Origin of the sequence: Burkholderia sp. BCC1644, assembly GCF_902833225.1 — a bacterium.
GTDB lineage: Bacteria > Pseudomonadota > Gammaproteobacteria > Burkholderiales > Burkholderiaceae > Burkholderia.
Map to the genome: position 1 here is coordinate 110,660 of NZ_CADFEI010000015.1, position 20,829 is coordinate 131,488.

Consider the following 20,829-nt stretch of genomic DNA (forward strand, 5'->3'; position numbering starts at 1 on the left):
CATTCAGTGTGAAAACATCAATTCATTACGAAGCCGCCGTTCACCGGCAGCAATTGACCCGTCACGAAGCGCGCGCCGTCCGACAGCAGGAACAGCACGGGGCCCGTCACGTCGTCGGGCACCTGCGCACGCGTCAGCGCGCGGCCCTGCATGTAGAACGCATGGCGCTCGGCCGGCACGTAAGCGGTCGCCTCGACTTCGGTGAGCCCCGGCGCGATCGCGTTGACCGTCACGCCGTGCGCGCCGAACTCGCGTGCCTGCGCGTAGGTCATCGCGATCACCGCGCCCTTGCTCGCGACATACGCGAGCAGCCTCGGCGCGCCCCACAGCGCGGTGTCCGATGCGAGGTTCACGATCGCGCCGCGGCCCGACTGCGCGAGGTGCGGCAGCGCCGCATTGCTGACGAGCCACACGCCGCGCACGTTCACGTTCATCACGGCGTCCCACGTCGACACGTCGAGCTCCGTCGACAGCTTGCCGCCCGAGTTCGTGATCGCCGCGTTGTTGATCAGGGCGTCGATGCCGCCGAGCGCCGCCGCGCCCTGCGCGACGAATGCGTCGACGCTCGCCGGATCGGCCAGGTCGAGCGCGAAGAAGTGCGCCACGTGGCCGGCTTGCGTGAGCTGCGCGGCCAGCGCGCGGCCCTCTTCGACGAGCACGTCGCCGAACGCGACCTGCGCGCCCGCTGCGACCAGCGCCTTGACGAACGCCGCGCCGAGCCCGCGCGCGCCGCCCGTGACGAGCACGCGGCGCCCCGGCAGCGACACGACCGGAGCGAGCTCAGCCATTCGCAGGCTCCGAGGCGGCGTGGGCCGCGCGATGCGCGTCGAGTGCGGACAGATGCTCTTGCGCACGCTGGCGCAGCATCCGGCGCACGCGCGTGATGCCGACGTCGTGCTGGTACAGGTATTCGTGATCGCGCGCTTGCGGCGCGAGGCTTTCGAGGACGTAGCGATCCTGCTCGAGCACGTCCCAGTGCAGGCCTTCGAGGCGGTTGCGGTACATGAAGCGCCACACGTCGCGCTGCCAGCCGCTGACCTTGCGCGTACGCCAGAAGTAGACCTGGCAGTTGTCGCCGTCGACCGGCGTCGCGAAGCCGATGATCCCGAAGTTGCCGCCCGGGCCGAACTTCTGCTTGTACGGAATCGCGAGGCGCATCCACAGGCAGCCCGTTTCGCCGAGCTCGACCCAGTCGAAGTTCACGTCGCGCTGGCCGATCTTCTCGAACATCAGGCCCGTTTCCGTCTTGCGCACGCGCATGTCGGCCTGCTTGTCGCCTTCGGCCATCGAGTGCGACGTCGCGTGCAGGTACGCGCCGTGCATCGGGTCCATCACGTTGTCGATCGCGTACTGGTAATTGCACTTCCAGTTCGACACGCACAGGAAATGGCCGTACTCGTCGGCGACCAGCTCCTCGGGAAGATTCAGCGGCGCCGGCTCGCCGTGCGCTTCGTCGCCGAACCACAGGAAGATCGCGCCGGCCTTCTCTTCGACCGGATACGACTTCACGCACTTCGTGCCTTCGAGCGGACAGTTCGACACGGCCGGCACCTTGTCGACCGTGCCGTCGCCGCCGATCTCGATGCCGTGATACCAGCAGGCGATGCTGCCGCCGAGGTTCCAGCCGAGCGACAGGCGCGCGCCGCGGTGCGGGCAGCGATCTTCCAGCGCGTGGACCTTGCCGTCGTGATCGCGCCACAGCACGATCTGCTCGGACAGGCGCGTGAGGCCGACGGGCGCATTCGACACCTGCCAGCTGGGTGCAACGGGATACCAGTAGTTCTTGATGCCGCGGTCGAGATAGTCACGGACCGGGTCGTGTTGGACTGCGTGTTGTACGGGGGACGTCATCAGTGTGCTCCGGATGCGGTTGTCGTCGGGTCGGCGGTCACGCGCGCGGCGCGCTCATTCCGCGAGCGAGGCCATTTCGGCGCGGAAACGTTCGGCGGTCCACGCCGTGCCGTCCGGCGCGCGGAAGCCGATGCGGTTCAGGCCCGCGACGACATCGTCCAGCTCGGTTGCGCCGGCTTCGAACACGCGTTCGAGCGCATCGCCGAGGTCGTTCTCGTACTGGGTCGGCGCGGCCTTGCGGTTCTGCCAGACCTGGTTCTCGACCTGGCCGGGGATCTCGATCTGCCCCTTGCCCGCGACGTTGTTCGGCTGCGGCGCCACCCACGGCTTCAGGAAGGGATTGAAGTTGACGGTCGCTTCTTTCATGTCATTCCACCTTGATCTGGATTTCCTCGCCGGCGAGGCGCACCGCGTACTGCTTCAGCGCACGTCCGCCCGGACCCTTCAGGCATTCGCCCGTCTTGATGTCGAACACGGCCTCGTGCAGCGGGCATTCGACCGTGCCTTCGTCGACGAACCCCTGCGTCAGCAGCGCGTACGCATGCGGGCACACGTTCTCGAGCGCATACACGTCGTCGCCGACGCGGTAGATCCCGATTTCCACGCCGTCGGTCCGCTTGAACTCGATCGGCGTGTCTTCCGACAGCGCGCCGGCGTGACCGGCGCAAATCCATTGTTCAGACATCTCACACCCTTCCTTCTGATCGACTCTCGGTTTGTTCCGATTTGTTCCATATCCGGAACAGCAGTTTATGGATGGTGATTATAGGAGTGACTTTCCACGAGTAAAACAAAAAGCTGCATGTCCTAGGGAAAACACCGACCGCTGGGTCGACAATCGCTTTCGACTACCTTGTCGAATGTAATTTTTTGTTGTGTGGCGGGGATTTACCGTCTTTTCCGGGGCATGACGCACCGAGACCGGGCATCGGCCCGGACCCCTTCCGTCCCGAAAAATTTATTTTTGATACGGTGCTTGACACCTCTATACTTCATTCCACCAGAGGCACATTGTTCCTTATATGGAACATACGAATGCCCGCCAGATGGCGAACCCCTGCGTGACGGACGGCCGTCCCCGCGCACGCCGCCATGGCACGTTTTCATCAGGTTGGAGATTCAGGAGATCAAATGGTCAAGCATGCGGTAGCAGCAGCAGTGATCGGATTGGGCGCCGCGTCGGGCGCGTGGGCGCAGAGCAGCGTGACGCTGTACGGCAGCCTGGATGCGGGCGTCGCCTATGTGAACAACGTCGGCGGCCATGCAAAGTGGGCGATGATCCAGGGCAACACGCAGCCCGACCGGTGGGGCCTGAAGGGCAAGGAAGATCTCGGCGGCGGCCTGTCGGCAATCTTCCAGCTCGAAAACGGCTTCTATACGAACAACGGCCAGTTCGCGACCGCGAACACGATCTGGAACCGCGCGGCATTCGTCGGCCTCAGCTCGGACCGCTACGGCACGCTGACGCTCGGCCGCCAGACGCCGCTGTCGTTCGACTATCTCGATCCGCTCAGCACGGCCTACCTCGCGATGAGCTGGTACGCGTTCCACCCCGGCAACATCGACGGGCTCGCCGCCACCGGCAACGTGCCGTACAACAACGCGGTCAAGTACCGTTCGCCGACCTTCGCGGGCTTCTCGGCCGCGGCCACGCTGGCGCTCGGCAACACGACGAACTTCTCGACCGGCAAGTCGGTCGGCGTCGCGCTGAACTATGCGAACGGGCCGTTCAAGGCGTCGGCCGTGTACTCGAACGAGCACGACCGCTCGATCCTGATCAGCCAGACCGGCATTACGTCGTTCCAGGGGCAGAACACCGCGAACGGCTACCTCGCGAACAAGGTCGAGAACATCGGCGCGGGCGCGTCCTACCAGTTCGGCGACTTCCTCGTGCATGGTCTCTACACGCGCACGAAGATGCAGTCGAACGGCTATTCGGATACATTCCAGAGCTACGACGCGGGCGTGAACTACCGCAGCAGCGCGTTCAACACGATCGCGGGCGGTGCGGCGACCACGACGCTGGCCGGCCGCCGCTGGACGCAGGTCGAGCTCGGCGACATCTACGCGCTGTCGAAGCGCACGCAGCTCTATGCGAACGTGCTCTACGAACACGGTTCGGGCGGCGCCAAGGCTGCGTTCTTCACGGCCGGCGTGTCGAGCACCGCGAACCAGGTAGTCGTGCTGACCGGGATCCACCACTCCTTCTGAGCGGTGCCGGGCATTCGGCGCCTGACATGAAAATAGCGGCCCGCGGGCCGCTATTTTCTTGATTGCGATGCCGCGTGCAGCGGCCCGGCCGACCAGTCGGCGTCAGAACATCGCGACCTTGTGGCGCGCATGCGCGAACGTCGGGTCGCTTTCGAGCGGACGGTAGTTCAGCCGCTGCGACAGGTCGACCGCCGCGCCGCACACGGCTTCGACGAGCCGCTCCTTCTCGCCGGCCTCGCCGATCTCCGAACGCGGCACCGTCGCGGTGATCGCCGCGACGATCGAGCCTGACTGATCGCGCACGGGCGCGGTCACGGCGGAAATGCCGCTCTCGAACGCCGCCTCGCTGACCGCGTAGCCAAGCCGGGCGTAGTGGCGAACGCGTTCATACAGCTCGTCGACGCTGCCCGGCGTGCGTTCGGTGAACTGTTCGAGTTTTTTCTCCGGATAGAGCTGACGCAGCGCGTCGCGTGTCAGGTCGCCCATCAGCACGTGGCCATGCACGGTCGCATGCGCGGGCAAGCGCGTGCCGACGTGTACCTTCACCGAACCGAACATCGACGTATTGCTCTGCGCCTTCGCGACGAACACCACGTCGCGCTGGTCGCGGATCAGCAGATGCGTCGACAGGCCGGTCGCGTCGCGCAGCCGTTCGAGCACGGGCGTGCCGAGATCGGTCAGTTCAAGCGAATTCAGGTATTCGAAGCCGAGCCGCAGCACGCCGACACCGAGCCGGAAATAACGGTCGCCATTCACGCGTTCGAGGAAACCGAGCGCCTCGAGCGTCTGCAGCAGGCGGAACGTGGTCGTGCGCGGAATGCCGATGCGCTTCGACAGTTCCGGCGCGCCGAGCACGGGCTCGCGCGCGGAGAATTCGGCGAGGATCCGCAGCCCGCGTTCGAGCCCCGGCACCAGGTAGGACGAAGCGCCGCCGGACGATTCGTCGTCGCCGGGCGTCGCCGGATCGGGTGCGCCGCTCATCGTTGTCTTGACCATGTGGACATGGACGAAAGGAAATCAGTCACGAAACAGGTCATGGAACATCGTGGATATTCAGTCATGCTACCTCAGCGCGCGCGCAGGATCGCACCGGCACGCATCGCCGCGATGCAGCATGCGCATCCGCGCCGCCATGCAGCGCCATTCAAGGTCGAGAGGATAGCAGCGTTGGGCAGCGCGACGCCATGCGGAAATCGCCGAACGGCGGGCAGGCGGCCGCACGACCGAAGGACGCGGCCGGCCCGTGTCCGGCATGGCGCGCCGGATCGCCTACAGGCGCGACAGGTAGACGCGAAGATTCGCGCGGTCGTACGTGAAGCCGCCGGCCGGATCCCGCTCCAGCACGCGCGCGAGATCGACCGCATACATCCAGCCGCTGCCCAGCAGGCCGCCGTTGATCGCGCGGATCCGGCTGCCGCCGACGGCGATCGCGGCATGAAACACGTTGCCGTTCCGGGAGAAGCCGACCGCTGTGCCGGCCGGAATGCTCGCGCGCCCGTCCCACTGGTCGCCGCTCTCGAAGTTGAACCGCGGCTTCCACAACTGGCCGATCGTGTCGAGCAGCGTACCGGGCGCGATCAGCGCGTCGGCGCGCAGCAGATACCTGACGTAGGCTGCGGCGTCATAGCAGACACCGCCGGATACGTACTCGTTGATGTTCGCCATCCCGAACATCAGCGCTTGCGCGTGCTTTTGCCGTTCGCCGAGGCCGGATTGGGCGACATGCCCGCCTAACTGGGTCAGTTGCATGGGTAGCTCCTGGTGAGGAAGCAGGACACTATCGTCCCGCCAACGCAATAACCTCATATCTTATTACGATATCGATCGACGCCGACCGGGCTCCGGGCGTCATGGCGCGCGCGCCGCCGCTGACGCCGCCGCCGGGGCGGCGGCCTGCGCGTCGGGATTCGGCGCAAGCCGCAGGCGCACACGCAGCGGCTGCAGCATGTCGGGCGGCGGCGGCTCCGCCAGCGGGCCGGCCGTGAGCAGTTGCCGCAGCGTCGCGTCCGCATCGGGATCGCCGAGCGACGCGAACTCGACGCGCGTGACGGCGCCGTTCGCGCCGATCCACGCGCGCACGACAATCGCGGGCGGCGGCGCATCCGCACGTGCGTTCAGCACGCGCGTTTCGAGATACCGGTGCAACCGGTCGGCCGCGTCGCCGTCCGCCTCGAGCCACGTCTGGAACTGCTGCCCGGCGAGCTGGCCGTAGCGGAGCCACGCTGACGGCACGTCGGCCGTTTGCGCGACGGCTGGCGCGGCCCCCGCGACCAGCGCACACGCGACGACGATTCCCCGCAGCCATCCGCGTGCGCCCCGGTCCTGCCTTCGTTTCATCCCGCCTCCGTTTTCAATCACCCGCACGGTGCCCGCCGGCGCCCGCTCACCCGATCTCGATCGGTACATACAGCCGCGTGCCGCCGCGCTGAACGAGCAGCGCGACGTTGCCGCGCGCGGCGTCGATCTCTGTCATCAGCGCGCCAATGCTCGCGACCGGCGTGCCGTTGACCGACAGCACGACGTCGCCGGGCTGCAAGCCCGCGCGCGCGGCCTGGCCGCTCGCCTGTTCGACGACGAGCGCCTGGCCGACGCCGAGCCGCTGGCGCTCCTGCTCGGTCGCCGCGCGCAGCGCGAGCCCGAACCGCGCGGGCCCCTGTTCGCCGCCGGCCGATGCCGTGCCGCTGTCGAATGCGCCGACCGTCGCGATCACGTGCATCTGCCGTCCCGCCCGCCACACGAGCAGGTCGGCCTGGCGCCCGGCGCGCATGCCTGCGACCGTGCCGAGCAGGTCGGCCGATTCGGCGACCGGCTTGCCGTCGACTGCCCGCACGACGTCGCCCGCCTGCAGGCCCGCGTGCGCGGCCGGGCCATCCGGCTCGACCATCGTGATCAGCGCGCCGTCCGGACTCGCGAGGCCGAACGAGCGCGCGAGCGCCTGGCTCACTTCCTGCAACGCGACGCCGAGCCGGCCGCGCGTGACCTTGCCGGTGCGCAGCAACTGGTCCTTCACGTCGAGCGCGATATCGATCGGAATCGCGAACGCGAGCCCCTGGTAGCCGCCCGTCTTCGAGAAAATCATCGAGTTGATCGCGATCACGCGGCCGCCGAGGTCGAACAGCGGGCCGCCGGAATTGCCGGGATTGATCGGCACGTCGGTCTGGATGAACGGAATCGCGCGCTCGCCGGGCAACGAACGCGATTTCGCGCTGACGATGCCCTGCGTGACGGTGTTCGCGAACCCGTACGGCGACCCGATCGCCATCACCCAGTCGCCCACCTCCGTGTGCGCGGGGTCGCCGGTCGCGACGACGGGCAGGTTGTGCGCGTCGATGCGAATCACCGCGACGTCGGACACGGGATCGCTGCCGATCACGCGCCCCTTGAACTGCCGCTTGTCGGTCAGCTTCACGTCGATGGCGACCGCGTCGCCGACCACGTGCCGGTTGGTCAGGATCACGCCGTCCGCACTGACGATGAAGCCGGAGCCGAGACTCACTTCCTCGCGGTTGCCGATCACGCGCCGCGCGAGAAACGGCGCGAGCGGATGATCGGGCGCGATCCCGGGCGGCAGCTGGATGCCCATCTGCGTGACTTCGCGCGTGACGCTGATGTTGACGACAGCCGGGCCGACGCGCCGGACCAGCGCGGCGAAGTTGGGCAGCACGACGGTCGGCGATGCCGCGCCGGCCTGCCCGGGCCGCTCGGCGGACTGGGCCGCCGCACAAGCACAAGCGCACGCGAATACGAACGCCAGCGCGCCCGCAATGACCCGCAGCATCGTCGCCCGGCCCGTCTGCCTGCCCGCTTTCATGTCGCTGCTCCTCGTCGATTCCGGCCGGAACGCCGCACGCGCATCGATGCCCGCGCCGGGTGCTTCACGGCATGCATCACTTCGGCGGCACCGCGACCGGCGCGTCGGGCCGCTGCGGCGTGATCGACCGGCCCCAGTTCGAGCCGAAGCGGTTCCGCTCGGTCGACAGGTTGAACGTGCCGAGACGGTTCGACGGCTGCTTCGACAACCGTTCCGAATCCGTTTGCGATGCGCCTGCCTGCGGCTCGGCCTTCGGCTTCAGTTGCTGGCTCAGGCAGTCGTACGACAGCGCGCGCTTGCCGTCGACTTCCGCATCGACGCACACCGGCTTCGCCGCCGATCCGGGACTGGCCGGCGCCGCTGCGTGGCTACCCTGCGCATGCGCGCCGGCCGTCAGCAGCAGGCAGACGATCGCAGCGAATCCGTTTCGTCGCATCTTCATCCGCGCCTCCTTCCGTGATGTCATCGCACTTACGTGGCCGTGCTCGCGCGCTCACCCACCCGTGCCCCACGCCGGCGCACGCGCGAGGAAACGCTCGAACGCCGCGCGCTCGGCCGCGTCGACGGCCGGTTCATGGGCATCCGCTTGCCGCGTCCACGCGTCGCGCATCCCGTCGACCGGCTGCCACGCGTGCACCTGCGCACCGGTCGGATACGGCGTGACGAGCGGCTCGCGATAGTCGACGCGAAACAGCGGCGGCGCGGTGCTGCCGGCCGTCCACAGATCGCCGACGTCGCGCACGCTCGCGTCGAACCAGAACCGCACCCAGCGCACGGTGGGTGCGCGCACGTCGTCGGCCGGCGCGGCGGCGCCCGACGCGGCGGCGCCCGACACTTCCGGCACGCGCAGGAAACCGGCCAGCACGAGCAGCACGGCCGCGAGATCGTCGTCGCGCAACATCCGGTACGACCAGAGATCCGCGACGTCCACGCATGCGATCACCGCGATGAAGCGCCCGATCGTCAGCGCGGGCCATGCGCGCCGCATCAGCGCGTAATGGCGCGGCCACTGCGCGACGAAGCGTTCGCGATGGCGGGCCGCGACCTGCACGTCGCGCGACCCGCGTATCGTCAGCTCCTCCGGTTGATACTGGCGCGTCGTGAGCACGCACTGCGCGGAACATCGTGCGCTCCGGTGCCGCGCATAACCGCCCGCGCCGGGCAACGGCTCCAGCGCGCCGAAGCACAGCGGGCAATGCGTCGGCCACTCGCCGGGCCGGCCCGGCCACGGGTTCGCCTTCGGCATGCGCGGACGGTCGGCGGCGGCCGCGCGACGCCGCCCCGGCGTACGCGCGTCGGGCGCCTCGACGCGCGGCGTCGAACGGACGGTTGCCATGGGCGCGCCTACCGGGCGGATGCGAGCGCTTTCTTCAGCGCGTCTTCGTTGATCGGCGCGTTCGCCGCCAGCTTCGCGAGATACGCCTGTGCATTCTGCTGCGTACGCTGCGCGCGCAGCATCGCGCGCAATTGCTCCTTCACGTCGGCCAGCGGGCGCGGCGCGGCCGCGCGTATCTCGATCAGCTTCACGACGTGAAAGCCGGACGGCGTCTGGATCGGCGCGGAGACCTGGCCCGGCTTCAGCGCGTCGGCCGCCTGCCGGACCGCCGGCACCATCAGCTGATCGGGCACGAAGCCGAGATCGCCGCCGTTCGCGGCGCTCGCCTTGTCCTGCGAATTCGCCTTCGCCAACGCCGCGAAATCGCCGCTGCGTGCGCGGCTCGCGAGATCGGCCGCCTGCTTGCGCGCCTTGTCGAGCGTCGCGGCGTCCGCGTTCGGCGGCACCGCGATGTAGATCTGCGCGACGTGGAGCGCGCGCGGCGCCGTGAACGCCGCGCGGTTCTTGTCATACGCGGACTCAAGCTCCGCGTCCGACGGGTAATCGGCCGCCGGCGCGCTCACCGACGCCAGATAGCTGCGCACGACGATCTCGCGCTGCGCCTGCTCGACGGCCGCCTGCACCTGCGCCTGCTTGTCCCAGCCCTTCGCTTTCGCCTCGGCCAGCACGGCCTTCTGCGCGAGCGTCGAGCGCACGGCCTGGTCCAGCGCCGCCGGATCGGCCGCGAGGCGCTCGCGCCCTTCCGGGCTCACCGTCTTCAACAGCGCCGCGAAGTCGGCCTGCGTCACCGACGCCTGCGCGGCGTTCGCGATCACGTCGTCCTGGGCGTGCGCCACGAACGGCGCACCCAGCACGAGACAGCCTGCCACCATCGCCCGCATCTTGATCTTCGTCATCATCGTTCGACTGTCCTCTGGATTGCTCTTTTGAAATGCGGACGGCGCATCAGCACGCGCCCGTCAGTGCCACGCGCAGGACGAGCGGTTGCGCCATCCCGCGCGGCGGCGCGATGCCGACCGCCCTGCCGACGAGCGCGGCGTCCAGTGCGGCGTCGAGCGTCGCCGGCCCGGCCGCCGCGCTGTCCACGCGCGTCACCCGCCCGCGCCGGTCGAGCCACGCACGCACCGGCAGCACGGGCCCGTCGTCGCCGGCGTCGGCCAGCGCGTCGGCCCAGCGCTCGACGTCGGCACGCAGGCGGCTCGCGGCGGCATCGTCGCCGTCGAGCACCATCTGCAACCACCGCGCCACGTGCTGTGCATATGCGCCCCAGGCGGCGGGCGCATCGCGCCCGGCCATCGCACCGGATCGCGTGCGGCCCGGCAGCCACGCGCGCAGCGCGGCGCCGATCCGGCGCGCGACGATCACGATTGCGCGGCCGCCTCGATCCCGGCCGCTGCGGCAGTGGCCGATTCGCCGTGCCGTTCGCCCGCTGCCGCACGCGCCGCCGCCTCCTGCTCGGCCATCGCGGGACGATTGCGCAGGTGCAGCAGGAATTCCTGGATCAGCCGGTCCCACAGCTCGATCGTCGAACGCAGGTAGCGTTCGGACACGCCGCCCGCGACGACGACGTCCATCTCCAGCGCGAGAAACTGCCCGTGGCTCGCGAGACGCGCGAAGCGCTTGGTGCGGTTCCAGTCCGCGACGAGTTCGACCGGCAGCTCGCCCTGCACCTGCAGCACGCACGACAGCGTGTAATCGATGTACGGCAGCGCGGCGAGCTGTGCGTCGGCACCCTGCGGCACGAGCGCCACGGCCGGATTGCCGAAGCGCACCGCGAAGCCGATGCCCTGGCTCGCGCTCATCAGCTGCACCGTGCCGTTCTGCTCGGCCGCCGTCACGCGGTAGCCCGCGCGGCGCAGCACGTCGGCCAGGCGGTCGGCGCTGATCGCTTCGATCGGCGCATCGTGTGCCGCGCGTTCGTCGCCGGCGTTCGGTTGCTTGTCTTGCATGTCGGTCTTCCCCGTATTCGACGAATCGATGGATTTCAATGAGATGTCAGGCCGCGCGCTCACGGTGCGCTCGCGGCCGACGCCGGTGCCGCGGCGGCCGGCCGTGCGGCCGGGTCGTACTTGCCCGCATACAGCGCGTCGCCGTAGCGTTGCGCGAGATCGTCGTACTTCACGCGCGCCGACTGCGCGAACGGCTGCCGCGACGAGAAGAACGTGCCGATCCCGACGTGCTCGTACGCGTCGAGAATCTCGTGCCCCACGCGATACAGCTCGGCATTGTGTGCCTGGCAGGTTTTCAGTTGCGTGTCACGCGCGGCCGCGTCCTTCTGCAGTTGCGTGTGCTGCGCATCGCGGGCGCGCGACACGGCAAGCAGGTCTTCATAGGACGACTTGTATTTCGCCAGCGACTTCGCGTCCTGCTCGCGGCCCGCGCGCTCCTGCGCGAGCGCGCGCTTCGCGGCCGCCTCGGCGCCCGAGTCGCCGCGCGCAGCAGCCAGTTGCCCCTGCATCGCCTTCAGTTGCGCGAGCGCGTCGTCGCGCTGCTTCTCGGCCGCCGCCTTGTCGCCCTGCAACTGCGCCTGGCTGTCCTGCAGCTGGCGCAGCTCCTGCACGGTCGATCGCAACTGGCTGCGCAGCTTGTCCTCGATGCTCTGCGCGTGCGCGCCGCCGGCCGCGAACAGCAGCGCGCCGGCCACGGCGGCCGCCAGCATCGTGCGAGTGGTCGTGTTCATTCGCGGCTCCGGTCAGAAGCGAGCATTGAGCTCGATCTGCAGCACGTCGATCGACACCGGCGGCCCGTACACTTCCTTCGAGCTCAGGTAGCGGGCCGACACCCACGTGTCGCGTGCGACCGCATACGCGGCGCCGATCACGTAGCCGCGCGCATTGGTGCCGCCGAGATGGAAGTCGGGATCGTTGAACGCGTCGAGCACCGCGTCCGGCTGCAGGTACTTGTAGGCGATCGAGAAATTCCACTGGCCCTTCTCGCGCGGCTCCGGCTCGCCGATCGTCGCTTTCGCCAGGAAGCCGTTCGGGCCGCTGCGGTAGTCGGCGCGCGTCGCGTTCACCGACGTCGATTCGTAGTTGTTGACCGGCAGCGACGCCGCCGCGAACGCCTTGTTGTCGTTGTATGCGAGGTTGCGCACGTATTCGCCGTCGAGGCGCAGCTTGAAGCGGTCGGCCACCACCGTGTCCCACTGCGCCTTCAGGTCGAGCAGCCGGTAGTTGTACGCGAGCCCGAAGAGCTGCGGCTGCGGCGTCATCCCCGGCGCGAGGTTCGGGTTCTGCACGATGTTGCGCAACGCGATCAGCGTGTTGCCGCCCTGCATGAACGTGGGCGCTTCGTTGTCGGTGCTGCAGCTCGTCGCGCCGAGATACAGCGCGCATGGCGACGACAGCGTGCCGCGCATGTTCTGGAAGTCGTAGTACGCGACCGCGCCGCGCAGCCGGTTCTTCGCGTCGATCTTCCAGTCCGCGCCGAACTGCGCGCCGAACATCCACTTCGTGTCGCTGCCGGCCTTCTCGGTGCTGTTCGACGGGAAGTTCTCGCTCGTGTACTGGATCGGGAACACGCCGAGCGTGCCGAACAGCGTGACGTCCGGATTCCACGGCAGCGCGTGGCGCAGGTTCGCGGCCAGCCCGTCCATCATCAGGTCGTCGGAGAACACGAGATCCGACTTGAAGAACGGATTGTCGAAACGGCCGGCCGTCAGGTTCAGCCACGACGTCGGCCGGTACGCGAAGAACGCCTTGTTCAGCCAGATGTTCTTCTTCCCCCAGCCGCCCCCGGCCGTTCCCGTCGTGGAAACGGGGCCGTTGTCGTTGCCGCTCGCGAGCTGGAGGCCGGCGATCATGTCGTCGGACAGCGTCGCCGTCACGCCGAGCCGCGCGCGGTAGCGCAGCAGGTTGTTGCGGTTCTGCGTGGTGTTCTGCGTCGGCAGCTGCGTCGTGTTGGTGTTCGAATTGATGTCGAACCCGCCGCCCTGGTTGATCGCCGCGAAGTTCGTCACGTTGTTCGCGTTGCGACTGCCGTAGAAGTGGTATTCGTCGCGCACGCGCATGTCGCCGTCGAGCTTGATGCGCGACACCCAGTCGGGGAACGTGTTCGGCTGCGCCCAGTTCTCGGCCTTCGCCTGCGCGATCACTTCCTGCTTCACCTGGTCGCGGATCTGGTCGCGCACGAGCTGCGGCACGTACGGCACCGCAACGTCGCCCGGCTGCGTCGGCGGGTTGACCACGCCGCCCGCCACGACCGGTGCGCCCGACGCGCGCGCCGACCTCGCCTGCACGGCTTCCGAGCGCGCCTCGCTGATCAGCTCGTTCGCGTTCTGCTGCGTGAGCACGCCGCGCTTCACGAGCAGGTTGATCAGGTTGATCACCACACTTTCCGTCGGCGCGGCCTTCCCCGATGCCGCCTGCGCCTCGAGCGACTGCCCGTGCGCGGCGGACGCGCACGTCAGCCCGAGCGTCAGCACCGCCGCGCCGACACGCGACAGGCGCGTGGCCGGCACGCCATTGCGGGGCACCCCACCCCGTCCGTTCATCTTCCGAATCATCGAAGCACTCCGAACAATTTTCGTTTCTTTTCCGGCAGCATCCGTGCAACGGCGCTGCCCCATGATTCTTTCGTGGTCTCTCTCGCGCATCGTCATGCCGGCTTGCGGCCCTGGAGCTTGACGAGCACCGGATACGACGTCGCCGGCGGCGGGACTTCATCGACCCTGCCGAGCGCTTCCACTGCCGCGACGACAGCCGTGTCGATCTTCGCGTCGCCGGTCGACTGCGCGATCGTCACCTTCGTGATCCGCCCCGACGCATCCATCCACAGGTTCAGGCTGCCCGCGAAGCGCGCGCCGCCCGCCTCCTGCACGCCCTTGTCCTGTTCGATCGCGCGCTGCAGCAGATACACCATGTATTGCGCGTAGCTCGCATTGCCGAACTTGCCGCCCCCGCCGCTACCGACCATTCCCGAGCCGTCGCCCGCGCCGATGCCGAAGCTGTCGGTGCCGGCCTGCGCATCGGCATTCATCGTCATCTGCTTCGGCTGGTTGTCCGACGGCTTCGGCGCCTCGGACGGTTTCGGCGCGATCGTCGGCCGGTCGACCGGCGTCTTGACCTCCTCCTTCACCTTCTCGGGCGGCGGCTTCTGTTGCGGCGGCGGCGGGGGCGGCGGCAACGGGATCACCGTCGTCACCTGCGGCGCGCTCACGCGCTTCACGCCCGCGGTATCGCCGGCGAAATGCCAGATCAGCGCGGCCAGCCCCGCGAGCACGAGCGCGATCGCCACCGGCTTCACGAAGCGGCCGGGGCCTTTCTGCGGCGGGCCGCCGTTATAGGTCATTTCCATCGCGTCAGCCGCCCTGCTTCGCCTTGCCGGTCACGAGCCCGACCTGCGACAGGTCGAGGCGGCGCAGCAGGTCGAGCACGTCCATGACTTTCTGGTACTGCACGGCCGCGTCGCCCTTCAGCACGATCGGGAATTCCGGATTGGTCGCCTTCTCGGTGCGCAGCCGGCTTTCGAGTTCGTCCATCGTCACCGGGTACGCGTCGAGGAACACCTGCCCCGAATCGGCCACCGTGATCGCCTTCGTCTTCGGCTTCGCCAGACTCGCTGACGAGCTCGCCTTCGGCAGGTCGACCTTGATGCCCTGCACCGACGCGGTCGTCATGATGATGAAGATGATCAGCAGCACGTACGCGAGGTCGAGCATCGGTGTGATGTTGATGTCGTCGTACGGCTTGTCGTCGTCCTGAACCTGCATGGTGGTCTCCAGCGTGCGTTCGATGCGCTCAGTCGGCCAGTACGGCGTGATCGGGCGAGCGGTGCGCTTCGGCGAGGCGCGTGACGAATTCGTCGACGAACACCTGCATGTTCGCCGTCACGTTCTTGTTGCGGATCAGCAGGTAGTTGTAGCCGAACAGCGCGGGGATCGCGACGAACAGGCCCGTGACCGTGGCGAGCAGCGCGGCCGCGATACCCGGCGCGATCGCGTTGACGTTCACGTCGCCGGCCGCCGCGATCGCCGCGAACGTGATCATCACGCCGACCACCGTGCCGAGCAGGCCGAGGAACGGGCCGCCCGAGATCGCGATCGTCAGCAGCACCATCGATTTCGACAGCCGCTGGTTCTCGCGCACGAGCGTCGCGTCCATCGACGCGCGGATCGCCTCGATCGATTCGGACGTGATCACCGTGCGACCGTTGCCGTCCACGCGGCTGTGGATCTCGTGCACGCCGGCCTTGTACAGCCGGTACAGCGACGACTGGTACAGCCGGCGGCCGTCGGCGCTCGCTTCGTCGACATGCGCGAGACCGACCAGGTGACGCCCGGCCACTTCGCGAAAGCGCTGCACGAAATACTGGTTCGCCTTGTCGACGGTGCCGACGTAGCGCGCCTTGGTCCACATCACGATCCACGACACGAGCGCCATGCCGAGCAGGATCGCGATCACGACCCACGCGTCGACGGTCACCGACTGCACGATCACGCCGAAGTAGCCGAAGCCGAAGCCCGACTGCTTCTCGTCGGCACCGTACGCGACGAGCTTCGATTCCGAACCCTGCGCGAGCGCATCGACGGCGATGGCGGCCGGCGAGCGTGCGATCTTCGACAGGCGCAGTTCATCGAGCGCGCCCGCATACGCGGCGAACCCGGCCGGCGCGCCGCTGGCGTCCGCGCCGATCGTCGCCGCGCCGGTCAGCGCGGGCAGCGTCGCCGCGACCTGCGCGGCCTGCTTGCCGTTCACGTAGACGGTCAGGTTCTTGCCGTCGGCCGTGACGGCGAGGTAGGTCCACTGGTTCGCGGCGACCGGCGGGGCGGCCGGCGTGCGCACCGGCGCGGGATTGTTGGCCGCGCCGTCGACTTCCGCGAACGGCACGCCGTTGTCGAGGCCGATCAGCAACGCGTTCGCGCTGTCGCGGCGGCTGTACAGCAGCGTGTTCGCCGCCAGCGCCGACGGCTTCACCCATGCACTGAACGTGAAGCTGCCGCCGGCCGGCACATTCAACGATGCGCTCGCCGGCAACGTCAGCGAGCCCGTGCCGTCGAACCGCGCACCCTTGCCGACGATGCCGTCCTCGACCGTGCGGAACGACGCGTTCTGCGCGTGGTTGCCGTACGCGGTCGCATCCTTCGGCGGCGCGCCGGCCGCGCCGTTGAAGTGGTAGACGAGCGTGTAGTCGGCATCGAACGTTTCGGCCGGCCGGCCGCCGTCCGGCGCCTTCTTGTTGCCGTAGTACATCCAGATCGACTCCGCGGCGCCGGCCGGCATCTTCGGCACGTCGACCCAGATCAGGGCGACGCCGAGCACGGGATCGTATTGCTCGACGTGGAAATTCAGCGGCGTCTTGTCGTCGGCGGCGACGAAGCGGATGTCCGCGCCGTTGTCGGCCAGCCCGTCGAACTGGAAGTTGCCGGAATGCAGGCGGATCAGCAGCGGCACGCGGCCGGCCGACTCCGCGAGGTTCGCGCCTTTCGGGCTCGCGTCGATCGTGATCGACTTCCGGTACGACCAGTCGTTCTGCCACCACGCGTTCGCGATGCCGGGCAGCACGCCGAGCATCACCGCCAACAGGAAAAACAAGACTCGCTTCACGATCCACTCCCCGAATGTGCGGGCGCCGCGCTCGTCGCATCGCCCCGCCACGATCAAAAAAAATCCGTCAGAACCCCAGCCTCACGTAGAAATCGAACCGCGGGCTGTATTGCCGCGTATAGACACCCGCCTTCAACGGCCAGCCGGCCTCGAAATCCGCGCTCGCGTACTTCATGAGCTGCACCCGCGTGCCGACGCCGACGCTCATCAGGTTGAAGCGCGACGTCTGCTCCGGCAGCGGGCTCAACAGCCACAGGTGCGCCGCGTCGAAAAATGCGTGGAAGCGCCACTCGTTCAGGCGGCTGCCGACTGCGCCGCCAAGCCACTTCGCAAGCGACGGGCTACGCAGCTCGAGCGATGCGATCACGCCACTGTCGGCCGTGTTCTCGGCCTGCATGTAGCCGCGCACGCTGTTCATCCCGCCCGCGGCGAACTGCTCGCTCGACACGAGCGGCGAGTTCGAGATCTGTGCGTTCACGTGCGCGTTGGCCTGCATGTCGTTCGCGAAGCGCTGCGTGTGGTTCACGTCGAACTTGCCGTACACGAAATCGGGCGTCGCGTTGTAGCGCTTGTTGTCCCATGCGCCCCAGTCGCTGCCGAGGCCGCGAATGTTCGTCGTCAACGACGCGGAGAACGAGGTCTGCGAATTCTTCAGGCTCAACTGGCCGTTGTAGGACAGCGTGACCGGCACGTAGGTGAGCGGCGCCGTCGAGCCGCCCTGGCCCGGCAGCGACACGTCTTCGTCGTAATGCTTGCGATCGATCTCGATGCTGACCGAGTGCGCGTAGGTTTCAGTGGCCGGCAGCGAATAGATCGCCGTGAAGCCGTACGTGGTGCCCTTGCCGAGCACGTTGGTGTTGCCGACCGACGCGACGTTGCTGTCCGAATGCACGACCGTCGCGAGGAAGCTCCAGCGCGAATCCTTGATCGGCGCGAGATACGAGAACGCGTAGACACGCGCATCGTTCGGATGCTGCGGCGCGATCACGTAGGTGCCGGAAATCACGTGGCCGAGCTGCCAGAGATTCGAATAGCTGAGGCTCGCGGTCGTACGCAGCGTCGACGTGCCGGGGCTGTTGTCGTTGTTCAGTTCGAGCGAGCCGTGCAGCGGGCTGTGATCGTCGACCTTCAGGTCGACGTCGACCGTCTGCGGCAGCGCGCCCGGCTTCAGCACCGGTATAACCTGCCGGTCGGCCGAGCGGTTCAGGTCGGTGAGTTGCTGCTGCGCCTGGTTGAAATCGGGCACCTGGCCTTCGGCGAGCGCCGGCACCGCATCGCGGATGTTCTGCGGCGAGTTGTATTTCGCGCCATCGACGCGCAAGCGCCCGACCTTCGCCTCGGTCACCTGCAGCAGGATCACGCCGTTCTTCACCTGCTGCTGCGGCAGCTCGACGACGACCGACTGGTAGCCGCGATCCTGGTACGCCTTCTGCAACGCATCGCGCGCCGCGTTCACGTCGGCGAGCGTGCGCCCCGGCCCTTCGAACGGATACACGGCCTTCTCGATCTCGAGCGTCGGCAACGTCGTGTTGCCGCGCACCACGAAGGCATTCACGTCGAACGACTGCGGTGCGGCCGGCGCCGCCTTCACGGCAGGCGCGGCTTCCTGCGCATGAATGCCCGGCGCGACGCTCAACCCTCCGGCCAGCACGGCACCAGCCAGGCATCGGCAATTCAGCCGCCATCGTTCGCGTGACTTGCGGTCTACTCTCGGCGGCATGCGCCATTCCCCTTTGTTGTTCCGGATCGAAGCGTTGCGCGCTGCACCCGCCGCTCGCCCCGCTATCAGTTGCCTGTTTCACTTTGATGACGATTGATTCGCCATCCTTATCATGAGCTGCGCAATGCTTCTTATGCCGTCGATCCGAACTCAGCCGTGACGCGTCAGCGCCGCCTGCGCATCGGCCTCGAAACCGAACTGCGTCGCAGCGAACTGCAACAGCGTATCGACGCACGCCGCGAGCGACACGCACCCGGTATCGATCGTGAGATCGGCTTCCACCGGCGGTTCGTACGGCGCCGAAACGCCCGTGAATTCCGGCAGCGCACCGCACCGCGCCTTCGCATACAGCCCTTTCGGATCCCGCGTCTCGCAGCAGGCCAGCGGCGTGCTCACATACACTTCACGGAATGCCGGCCCCACGATTGCTCTCGCCGCATCGCGCATCGCCGCAAGCGGCGAAATGACCGCGACGATCGCCAGCGCACCGGATTCGCTCGTCAGCGCCGCGACTTCGGCGATGCGTCGCACGTTCTCGAAGCGATCCTGCACCGTAAAACCGAGATCCCGATTCAGCCCCGTCCGCAACCGGTCGCCGTCGAGCACCACCGGATGCACGCGCCGGTCGCGCAGTCGCGCCGCCACCGCGTCGGCCAGCGTCGTCTTGCCCGCGCCCGACAACCCCGTGAGCCACAACACCCCGCCGGCCCGCTGCGGCGATGCGCTCCGCCCTGCGCGAGCCACGTCTACCGATAAGGACGAAACGACGTTCGGAAACCCGCAACGATCGATTTTCATCACGCGCGCTCCCCCGCCTTCGCCGGTTCGTCGTCCTCGCGCGGGCGCGTCTGCCAGAAGCCGCCCTGCATCGTCACGATCGAAGGCGTCTCGGCCCATTGATTCGGGCTCAGGATTTCAGCACGCCGCACGTTCGGGATCACCTGCACGTCGAAGATCTCGTCGACACCGTTGAAGAACTGCAGGATGCCGAGCACGTCGCCGGTGTTCGCGTCGAGCGCGGCAACGCCCGCGACCAGCACATCCGATTCGCTTTCGATCGGCAACCCCTGCGGACCGCGTTTGTCGCGCAGCTTCGACAGCCCGACGAACAGCACGCCACCGTACTCGGCGAGACCGTGCGTAAAGCCCGGCAGCTTCGCGAACACGCGCCGCGCGCCGGACTGCGGATCGATCTGCAGCACGTGGCCGCGGCCGCCTTCGAGCACATGCAAGCGCCCGCCGATCACGCGCGGCGAATGCGGCATCGACAGCCCCGATGCGACGATCCGGCCGGACGGCACCTCCATCACGATGCCGCTGCTTGCCATCCCGCTCCGCCAGCCGAACGGCTCGTTGCTCATGCCGAGCGCGGTCGCGAACCGCACCTTGCCGTCGGCGAACGCCATGCCGTTCAGGTGGCAGCGATCGTCCGGCCTGGTCTCCGTCACGAACGGCGGCTGCCAGATCGGCGTGAAATTGAAATAGCCGTCGATCACGCTGATGCACGAATAGCGCGTGTTGACCGCGAGCAGCACGTGCTTGTCGAACGCCATGTCGTGCAGGTCGAGATCGCCGGTGTAGTAGGCCATGCGCGGCACGAACATCGCGTCGTAGTGATCGGGCCGGGCCGGATAGTGCGGCGCGAGCGTCGACACGTTGGCGAACACCATCAGCTCGTGCATCGTCGCGACCGCGAGCCGGTTGCCCGACACGGCCATCCCCATCGAGCGCGGCAACAGGCACGCGGACAGCGTCGGCACGCCGTCGTCGACACCGATCACGGCCACGCCGGACGGGCGGCGGCTCACGGCCAGCGAGCACTTGAGCGCCTCGAGCACCTGCAGGAAGCGCCCGGTGTCGCGCAGGTTGATGACCGGCGACAGCGCTTCCGCCTGCCGCGCCGATGCATCGTCAGTCGGCGCGCCGCTTTCATCCGCCGGCCGGGTTTCCTCGAACTGTTCCACTGTCATGCACCTGTCGGCTTCACGCCGCCTGATGAGAAAAAATGCGCGCGTTTGCGTACTCCCGCCCGCTGGCCCGACGCACGCGCGTCGATCGCGAACAGTGCCGCGTACGGCGCACCAAGTCGCAGCTCCCACCTACCTAGACGGAACGAAGCGCGGATTGCCGCAATGTTTTTTGCGTGACGCCGGCCGATCCGCCGGCAGGGGCAAGCGGTCGACGCAAGCGGCCTGCAATGCGCGCGGCCGCCCCTCGCGCGAGACTCGCGAGACGCGGCGCATGACCTTGCGTGGCCCCCGTTTCGTGTACGTGTCGTTGCCTGGCCGACGGGCGGCGCTTCAGCGGCCCGCGCGCTAAACCGCGACGGGCCAGCGTGCGGCCCGACAATCCTCCG

22 protein-coding genes are annotated in these 20,829 nt (G+C 68.0%); 1 reads left to right on the top strand and 21 read right to left on the bottom strand.

Translation table 11 applies throughout. The annotated features are described in order from the left end of the window. Window positions 1-17: 17 nt before the first annotated feature. Genes HWX87_RS26970 through HWX87_RS26985 form a run of 4 tightly spaced genes read right to left on the bottom strand, consistent with a single transcriptional unit; the run spans window position 18 to window position 2,536 of the window. Window positions 18-788: an SDR family oxidoreductase gene (locus HWX87_RS26970; protein WP_176050131.1), complete on the bottom strand. Its 771-nt coding sequence runs from the start codon at window positions 786-788 to the stop codon at window positions 18-20. Beyond that, a complete protein-coding gene (locus HWX87_RS26975; protein ID WP_176050132.1) occupies window positions 781-1,851 on the bottom strand; it encodes an aromatic ring-hydroxylating dioxygenase subunit alpha in 1,071 nt (356 codons plus the stop codon). The genes HWX87_RS26970 and HWX87_RS26975 overlap by 8 nt, the downstream gene beginning before the upstream one ends. A 54-nt stretch (window positions 1,852-1,905) precedes the next feature. Further along, on the bottom strand, window positions 1,906-2,217 hold the full coding sequence (locus tag HWX87_RS26980) for a recombinase-like helix-turn-helix domain-containing protein (RefSeq protein ID WP_027789383.1): 312 nt from the start codon (window positions 2,215-2,217) through the stop codon (window positions 1,906-1,908). 1 nt (window position 2,218) lies between these two features. Beyond that, a complete protein-coding gene (locus HWX87_RS26985; protein WP_006489883.1) occupies window positions 2,219-2,536 on the bottom strand; it encodes a non-heme iron oxygenase ferredoxin subunit in 318 nt (105 codons plus the stop codon). Between the two features lie 446 nt (window positions 2,537-2,982). Between HWX87_RS26985 and HWX87_RS26990 the strand changes: the two genes are divergently transcribed. After that, the gene (locus tag HWX87_RS26990) at window positions 2,983-4,062 is read left to right on the top strand and encodes a porin (RefSeq protein WP_176050133.1); all 1,080 of its coding nucleotides are present in this window, start codon (window positions 2,983-2,985) and stop codon (window positions 4,060-4,062) included. Window positions 4,063-4,164: 102 nt separating this feature from the next. On the opposite strand, the gene HWX87_RS26995 is transcribed toward HWX87_RS26990, so the two are convergent. The 17 genes from HWX87_RS26995 to HWX87_RS27075 all read right to left on the bottom strand — a co-directional run bounded on the left by HWX87_RS26995 (window position 4,165) and on the right by HWX87_RS27075 (window position 20,443). Then, complete coding sequence (locus HWX87_RS26995; RefSeq protein ID WP_034189901.1) at window positions 4,165-5,058, bottom strand: IclR family transcriptional regulator; 894 nt, start codon at window positions 5,056-5,058, stop codon at window positions 4,165-4,167. Between the two features lie 273 nt (window positions 5,059-5,331). Further along, entirely contained in the window at window positions 5,332-5,811 is a 480-nt protein-coding gene (gene tecA, locus HWX87_RS27000) for a type 6 secretion system effector deamidase TecA (RefSeq protein ID WP_176050134.1), read from the bottom strand. A 99-nt stretch (window positions 5,812-5,910) separates the two neighbouring features. Next, the gene (locus HWX87_RS27005; protein ID WP_176050135.1) at window positions 5,911-6,399 is read right to left on the bottom strand and encodes a YbaB/EbfC family DNA-binding protein; all 489 of its coding nucleotides are present in this window, start codon (window positions 6,397-6,399) and stop codon (window positions 5,911-5,913) included. 46 nt (window positions 6,400-6,445) lie between these two features. Further along, a complete protein-coding gene (locus HWX87_RS27010; RefSeq protein ID WP_176050136.1) occupies window positions 6,446-7,873 on the bottom strand; it encodes a Do family serine endopeptidase in 1,428 nt (475 codons plus the stop codon). Window positions 7,874-7,949: 76 nt separating this feature from the next. Then, window positions 7,950-8,315 (bottom strand): hypothetical protein, encoded by a 366-nt coding sequence (locus tag HWX87_RS27015; protein WP_176050137.1) that lies wholly within the window; start codon window positions 8,313-8,315, stop codon window positions 7,950-7,952. Window positions 8,316-8,366: 51 nt separating this feature from the next. Further along, on the bottom strand, window positions 8,367-9,209 hold the full coding sequence (locus HWX87_RS27020) for a hypothetical protein (RefSeq protein ID WP_176050138.1): 843 nt from the start codon (window positions 9,207-9,209) through the stop codon (window positions 8,367-8,369). 8 nt (window positions 9,210-9,217) lie between these two features. Beyond that, complete coding sequence (locus HWX87_RS27025) at window positions 9,218-10,108, bottom strand: peptidylprolyl isomerase (RefSeq protein WP_176050139.1); 891 nt, start codon at window positions 10,106-10,108, stop codon at window positions 9,218-9,220. Window positions 10,109-10,154: 46 nt separating this feature from the next. Then, entirely contained in the window at window positions 10,155-10,574 is a 420-nt protein-coding gene (locus HWX87_RS27030) for a hypothetical protein (RefSeq protein WP_244137767.1), read from the bottom strand. Then, complete coding sequence (locus HWX87_RS27035; protein WP_176050140.1) at window positions 10,571-11,158, bottom strand: YbjN domain-containing protein; 588 nt, start codon at window positions 11,156-11,158, stop codon at window positions 10,571-10,573. The genes HWX87_RS27030 and HWX87_RS27035 overlap by 4 nt, the downstream gene beginning before the upstream one ends. Before the next feature lie 59 nt (window positions 11,159-11,217). After that, complete coding sequence (locus tag HWX87_RS27040) at window positions 11,218-11,889, bottom strand: hypothetical protein (RefSeq protein WP_176050141.1); 672 nt, start codon at window positions 11,887-11,889, stop codon at window positions 11,218-11,220. A gap of 12 nt (window positions 11,890-11,901) precedes the next feature. Next, the gene (locus HWX87_RS27045; RefSeq protein WP_176050142.1) at window positions 11,902-13,713 is read right to left on the bottom strand and encodes a putative porin; all 1,812 of its coding nucleotides are present in this window, start codon (window positions 13,711-13,713) and stop codon (window positions 11,902-11,904) included. A 92-nt stretch (window positions 13,714-13,805) separates the two neighbouring features. Then, window positions 13,806-14,504, bottom strand: coding sequence for an energy transducer TonB (locus HWX87_RS27050; RefSeq protein WP_176050143.1), 699 nt, complete (start codon window positions 14,502-14,504; stop codon window positions 13,806-13,808). A 4-nt stretch (window positions 14,505-14,508) separates the two neighbouring features. Continuing rightward, a complete protein-coding gene (locus tag HWX87_RS27055; RefSeq protein WP_027780971.1) occupies window positions 14,509-14,919 on the bottom strand; it encodes a biopolymer transporter ExbD in 411 nt (136 codons plus the stop codon). Window positions 14,920-14,947: 28 nt separating this feature from the next. After that, entirely contained in the window at window positions 14,948-16,753 is a 1,806-nt protein-coding gene (locus HWX87_RS27060) for a MotA/TolQ/ExbB proton channel family protein (protein ID WP_176050144.1), read from the bottom strand. Between the two features lie 67 nt (window positions 16,754-16,820). Next, window positions 16,821-18,473: a ShlB/FhaC/HecB family hemolysin secretion/activation protein gene (locus HWX87_RS27065; RefSeq protein WP_244137769.1), complete on the bottom strand. Its 1,653-nt coding sequence runs from the start codon at window positions 18,471-18,473 to the stop codon at window positions 16,821-16,823. Window positions 18,474-18,623: 150 nt separating this feature from the next. After that, on the bottom strand, window positions 18,624-19,271 hold the full coding sequence (gene cysC, locus HWX87_RS27070; protein WP_244137770.1) for an adenylyl-sulfate kinase: 648 nt from the start codon (window positions 19,269-19,271) through the stop codon (window positions 18,624-18,626). Then, on the bottom strand, window positions 19,271-20,443 hold the full coding sequence (locus HWX87_RS27075) for a TIGR03032 family protein (protein ID WP_176050146.1): 1,173 nt from the start codon (window positions 20,441-20,443) through the stop codon (window positions 19,271-19,273). Before HWX87_RS27075 ends, cysC begins: the two co-directional genes overlap by 1 nt. Window positions 20,444-20,829 lie beyond the last annotated feature (386 nt).

Bases quoted from the DNA above. Each gene is read 5' to 3' on its own strand.
- cysC (WP_244137770.1), bottom strand. From the start codon at position 19,271: ATGAAAATCGATCGTTGCGGGTTTCCGAACGTCGTTTCGTCCTTATCG.
- HWX87_RS27065 (WP_244137769.1), bottom strand. From the start codon at position 18,473: ATGCCGCCGAGAGTAGACCGCAAGTCACGCGAACGATGGCGGCTGAAT.
- HWX87_RS27045 (WP_176050142.1), bottom strand. From the start codon at position 13,713: ATGATTCGGAAGATGAACGGACGGGGTGGGGTGCCCCGCAATGGCGTG.
- HWX87_RS27015 (WP_176050137.1), bottom strand. From the start codon at position 8,315: ATGAAGATGCGACGAAACGGATTCGCTGCGATCGTCTGCCTGCTGCTG.
- HWX87_RS26970 (WP_176050131.1), bottom strand. From the start codon at position 788: ATGGCTGAGCTCGCTCCGGTCGTGTCGCTGCCGGGGCGCCGCGTGCTC.
- HWX87_RS27005 (WP_176050135.1), bottom strand. From the start codon at position 6,399: ATGAAACGAAGGCAGGACCGGGGCGCACGCGGATGGCTGCGGGGAATC.
- HWX87_RS26975 (WP_176050132.1), bottom strand. From the start codon at position 1,851: ATGACGTCCCCCGTACAACACGCAGTCCAACACGACCCGGTCCGTGAC.
- HWX87_RS26985 (WP_006489883.1), bottom strand. From the start codon at position 2,536: ATGTCTGAACAATGGATTTGCGCCGGTCACGCCGGCGCGCTGTCGGAA.
- HWX87_RS26995 (WP_034189901.1), bottom strand. From the start codon at position 5,058: ATGGTCAAGACAACGATGAGCGGCGCACCCGATCCGGCGACGCCCGGC.
- HWX87_RS27025 (WP_176050139.1), bottom strand. From the start codon at position 10,108: ATGATGACGAAGATCAAGATGCGGGCGATGGTGGCAGGCTGTCTCGTG.
- HWX87_RS27020 (WP_176050138.1), bottom strand. From the start codon at position 9,209: ATGGCAACCGTCCGTTCGACGCCGCGCGTCGAGGCGCCCGACGCGCGT.
- HWX87_RS27010 (WP_176050136.1), bottom strand. From the start codon at position 7,873: ATGAAAGCGGGCAGGCAGACGGGCCGGGCGACGATGCTGCGGGTCATT.
- HWX87_RS27035 (WP_176050140.1), bottom strand. From the start codon at position 11,158: ATGCAAGACAAGCAACCGAACGCCGGCGACGAACGCGCGGCACACGAT.
- HWX87_RS27075 (WP_176050146.1), bottom strand. From the start codon at position 20,443: ATGACAGTGGAACAGTTCGAGGAAACCCGGCCGGCGGATGAAAGCGGC.
- HWX87_RS27040 (WP_176050141.1), bottom strand. From the start codon at position 11,889: ATGAACACGACCACTCGCACGATGCTGGCGGCCGCCGTGGCCGGCGCG.
- tecA (WP_176050134.1), bottom strand. From the start codon at position 5,811: ATGCAACTGACCCAGTTAGGCGGGCATGTCGCCCAATCCGGCCTCGGC.
- HWX87_RS27050 (WP_176050143.1), bottom strand. From the start codon at position 14,504: ATGGAAATGACCTATAACGGCGGCCCGCCGCAGAAAGGCCCCGGCCGC.
- HWX87_RS27055 (WP_027780971.1), bottom strand. From the start codon at position 14,919: ATGCAGGTTCAGGACGACGACAAGCCGTACGACGACATCAACATCACA.
- HWX87_RS26990 (WP_176050133.1), top strand. From the start codon at position 2,983: ATGGTCAAGCATGCGGTAGCAGCAGCAGTGATCGGATTGGGCGCCGCG.
- HWX87_RS26980 (WP_027789383.1), bottom strand. From the start codon at position 2,217: ATGAAAGAAGCGACCGTCAACTTCAATCCCTTCCTGAAGCCGTGGGTG.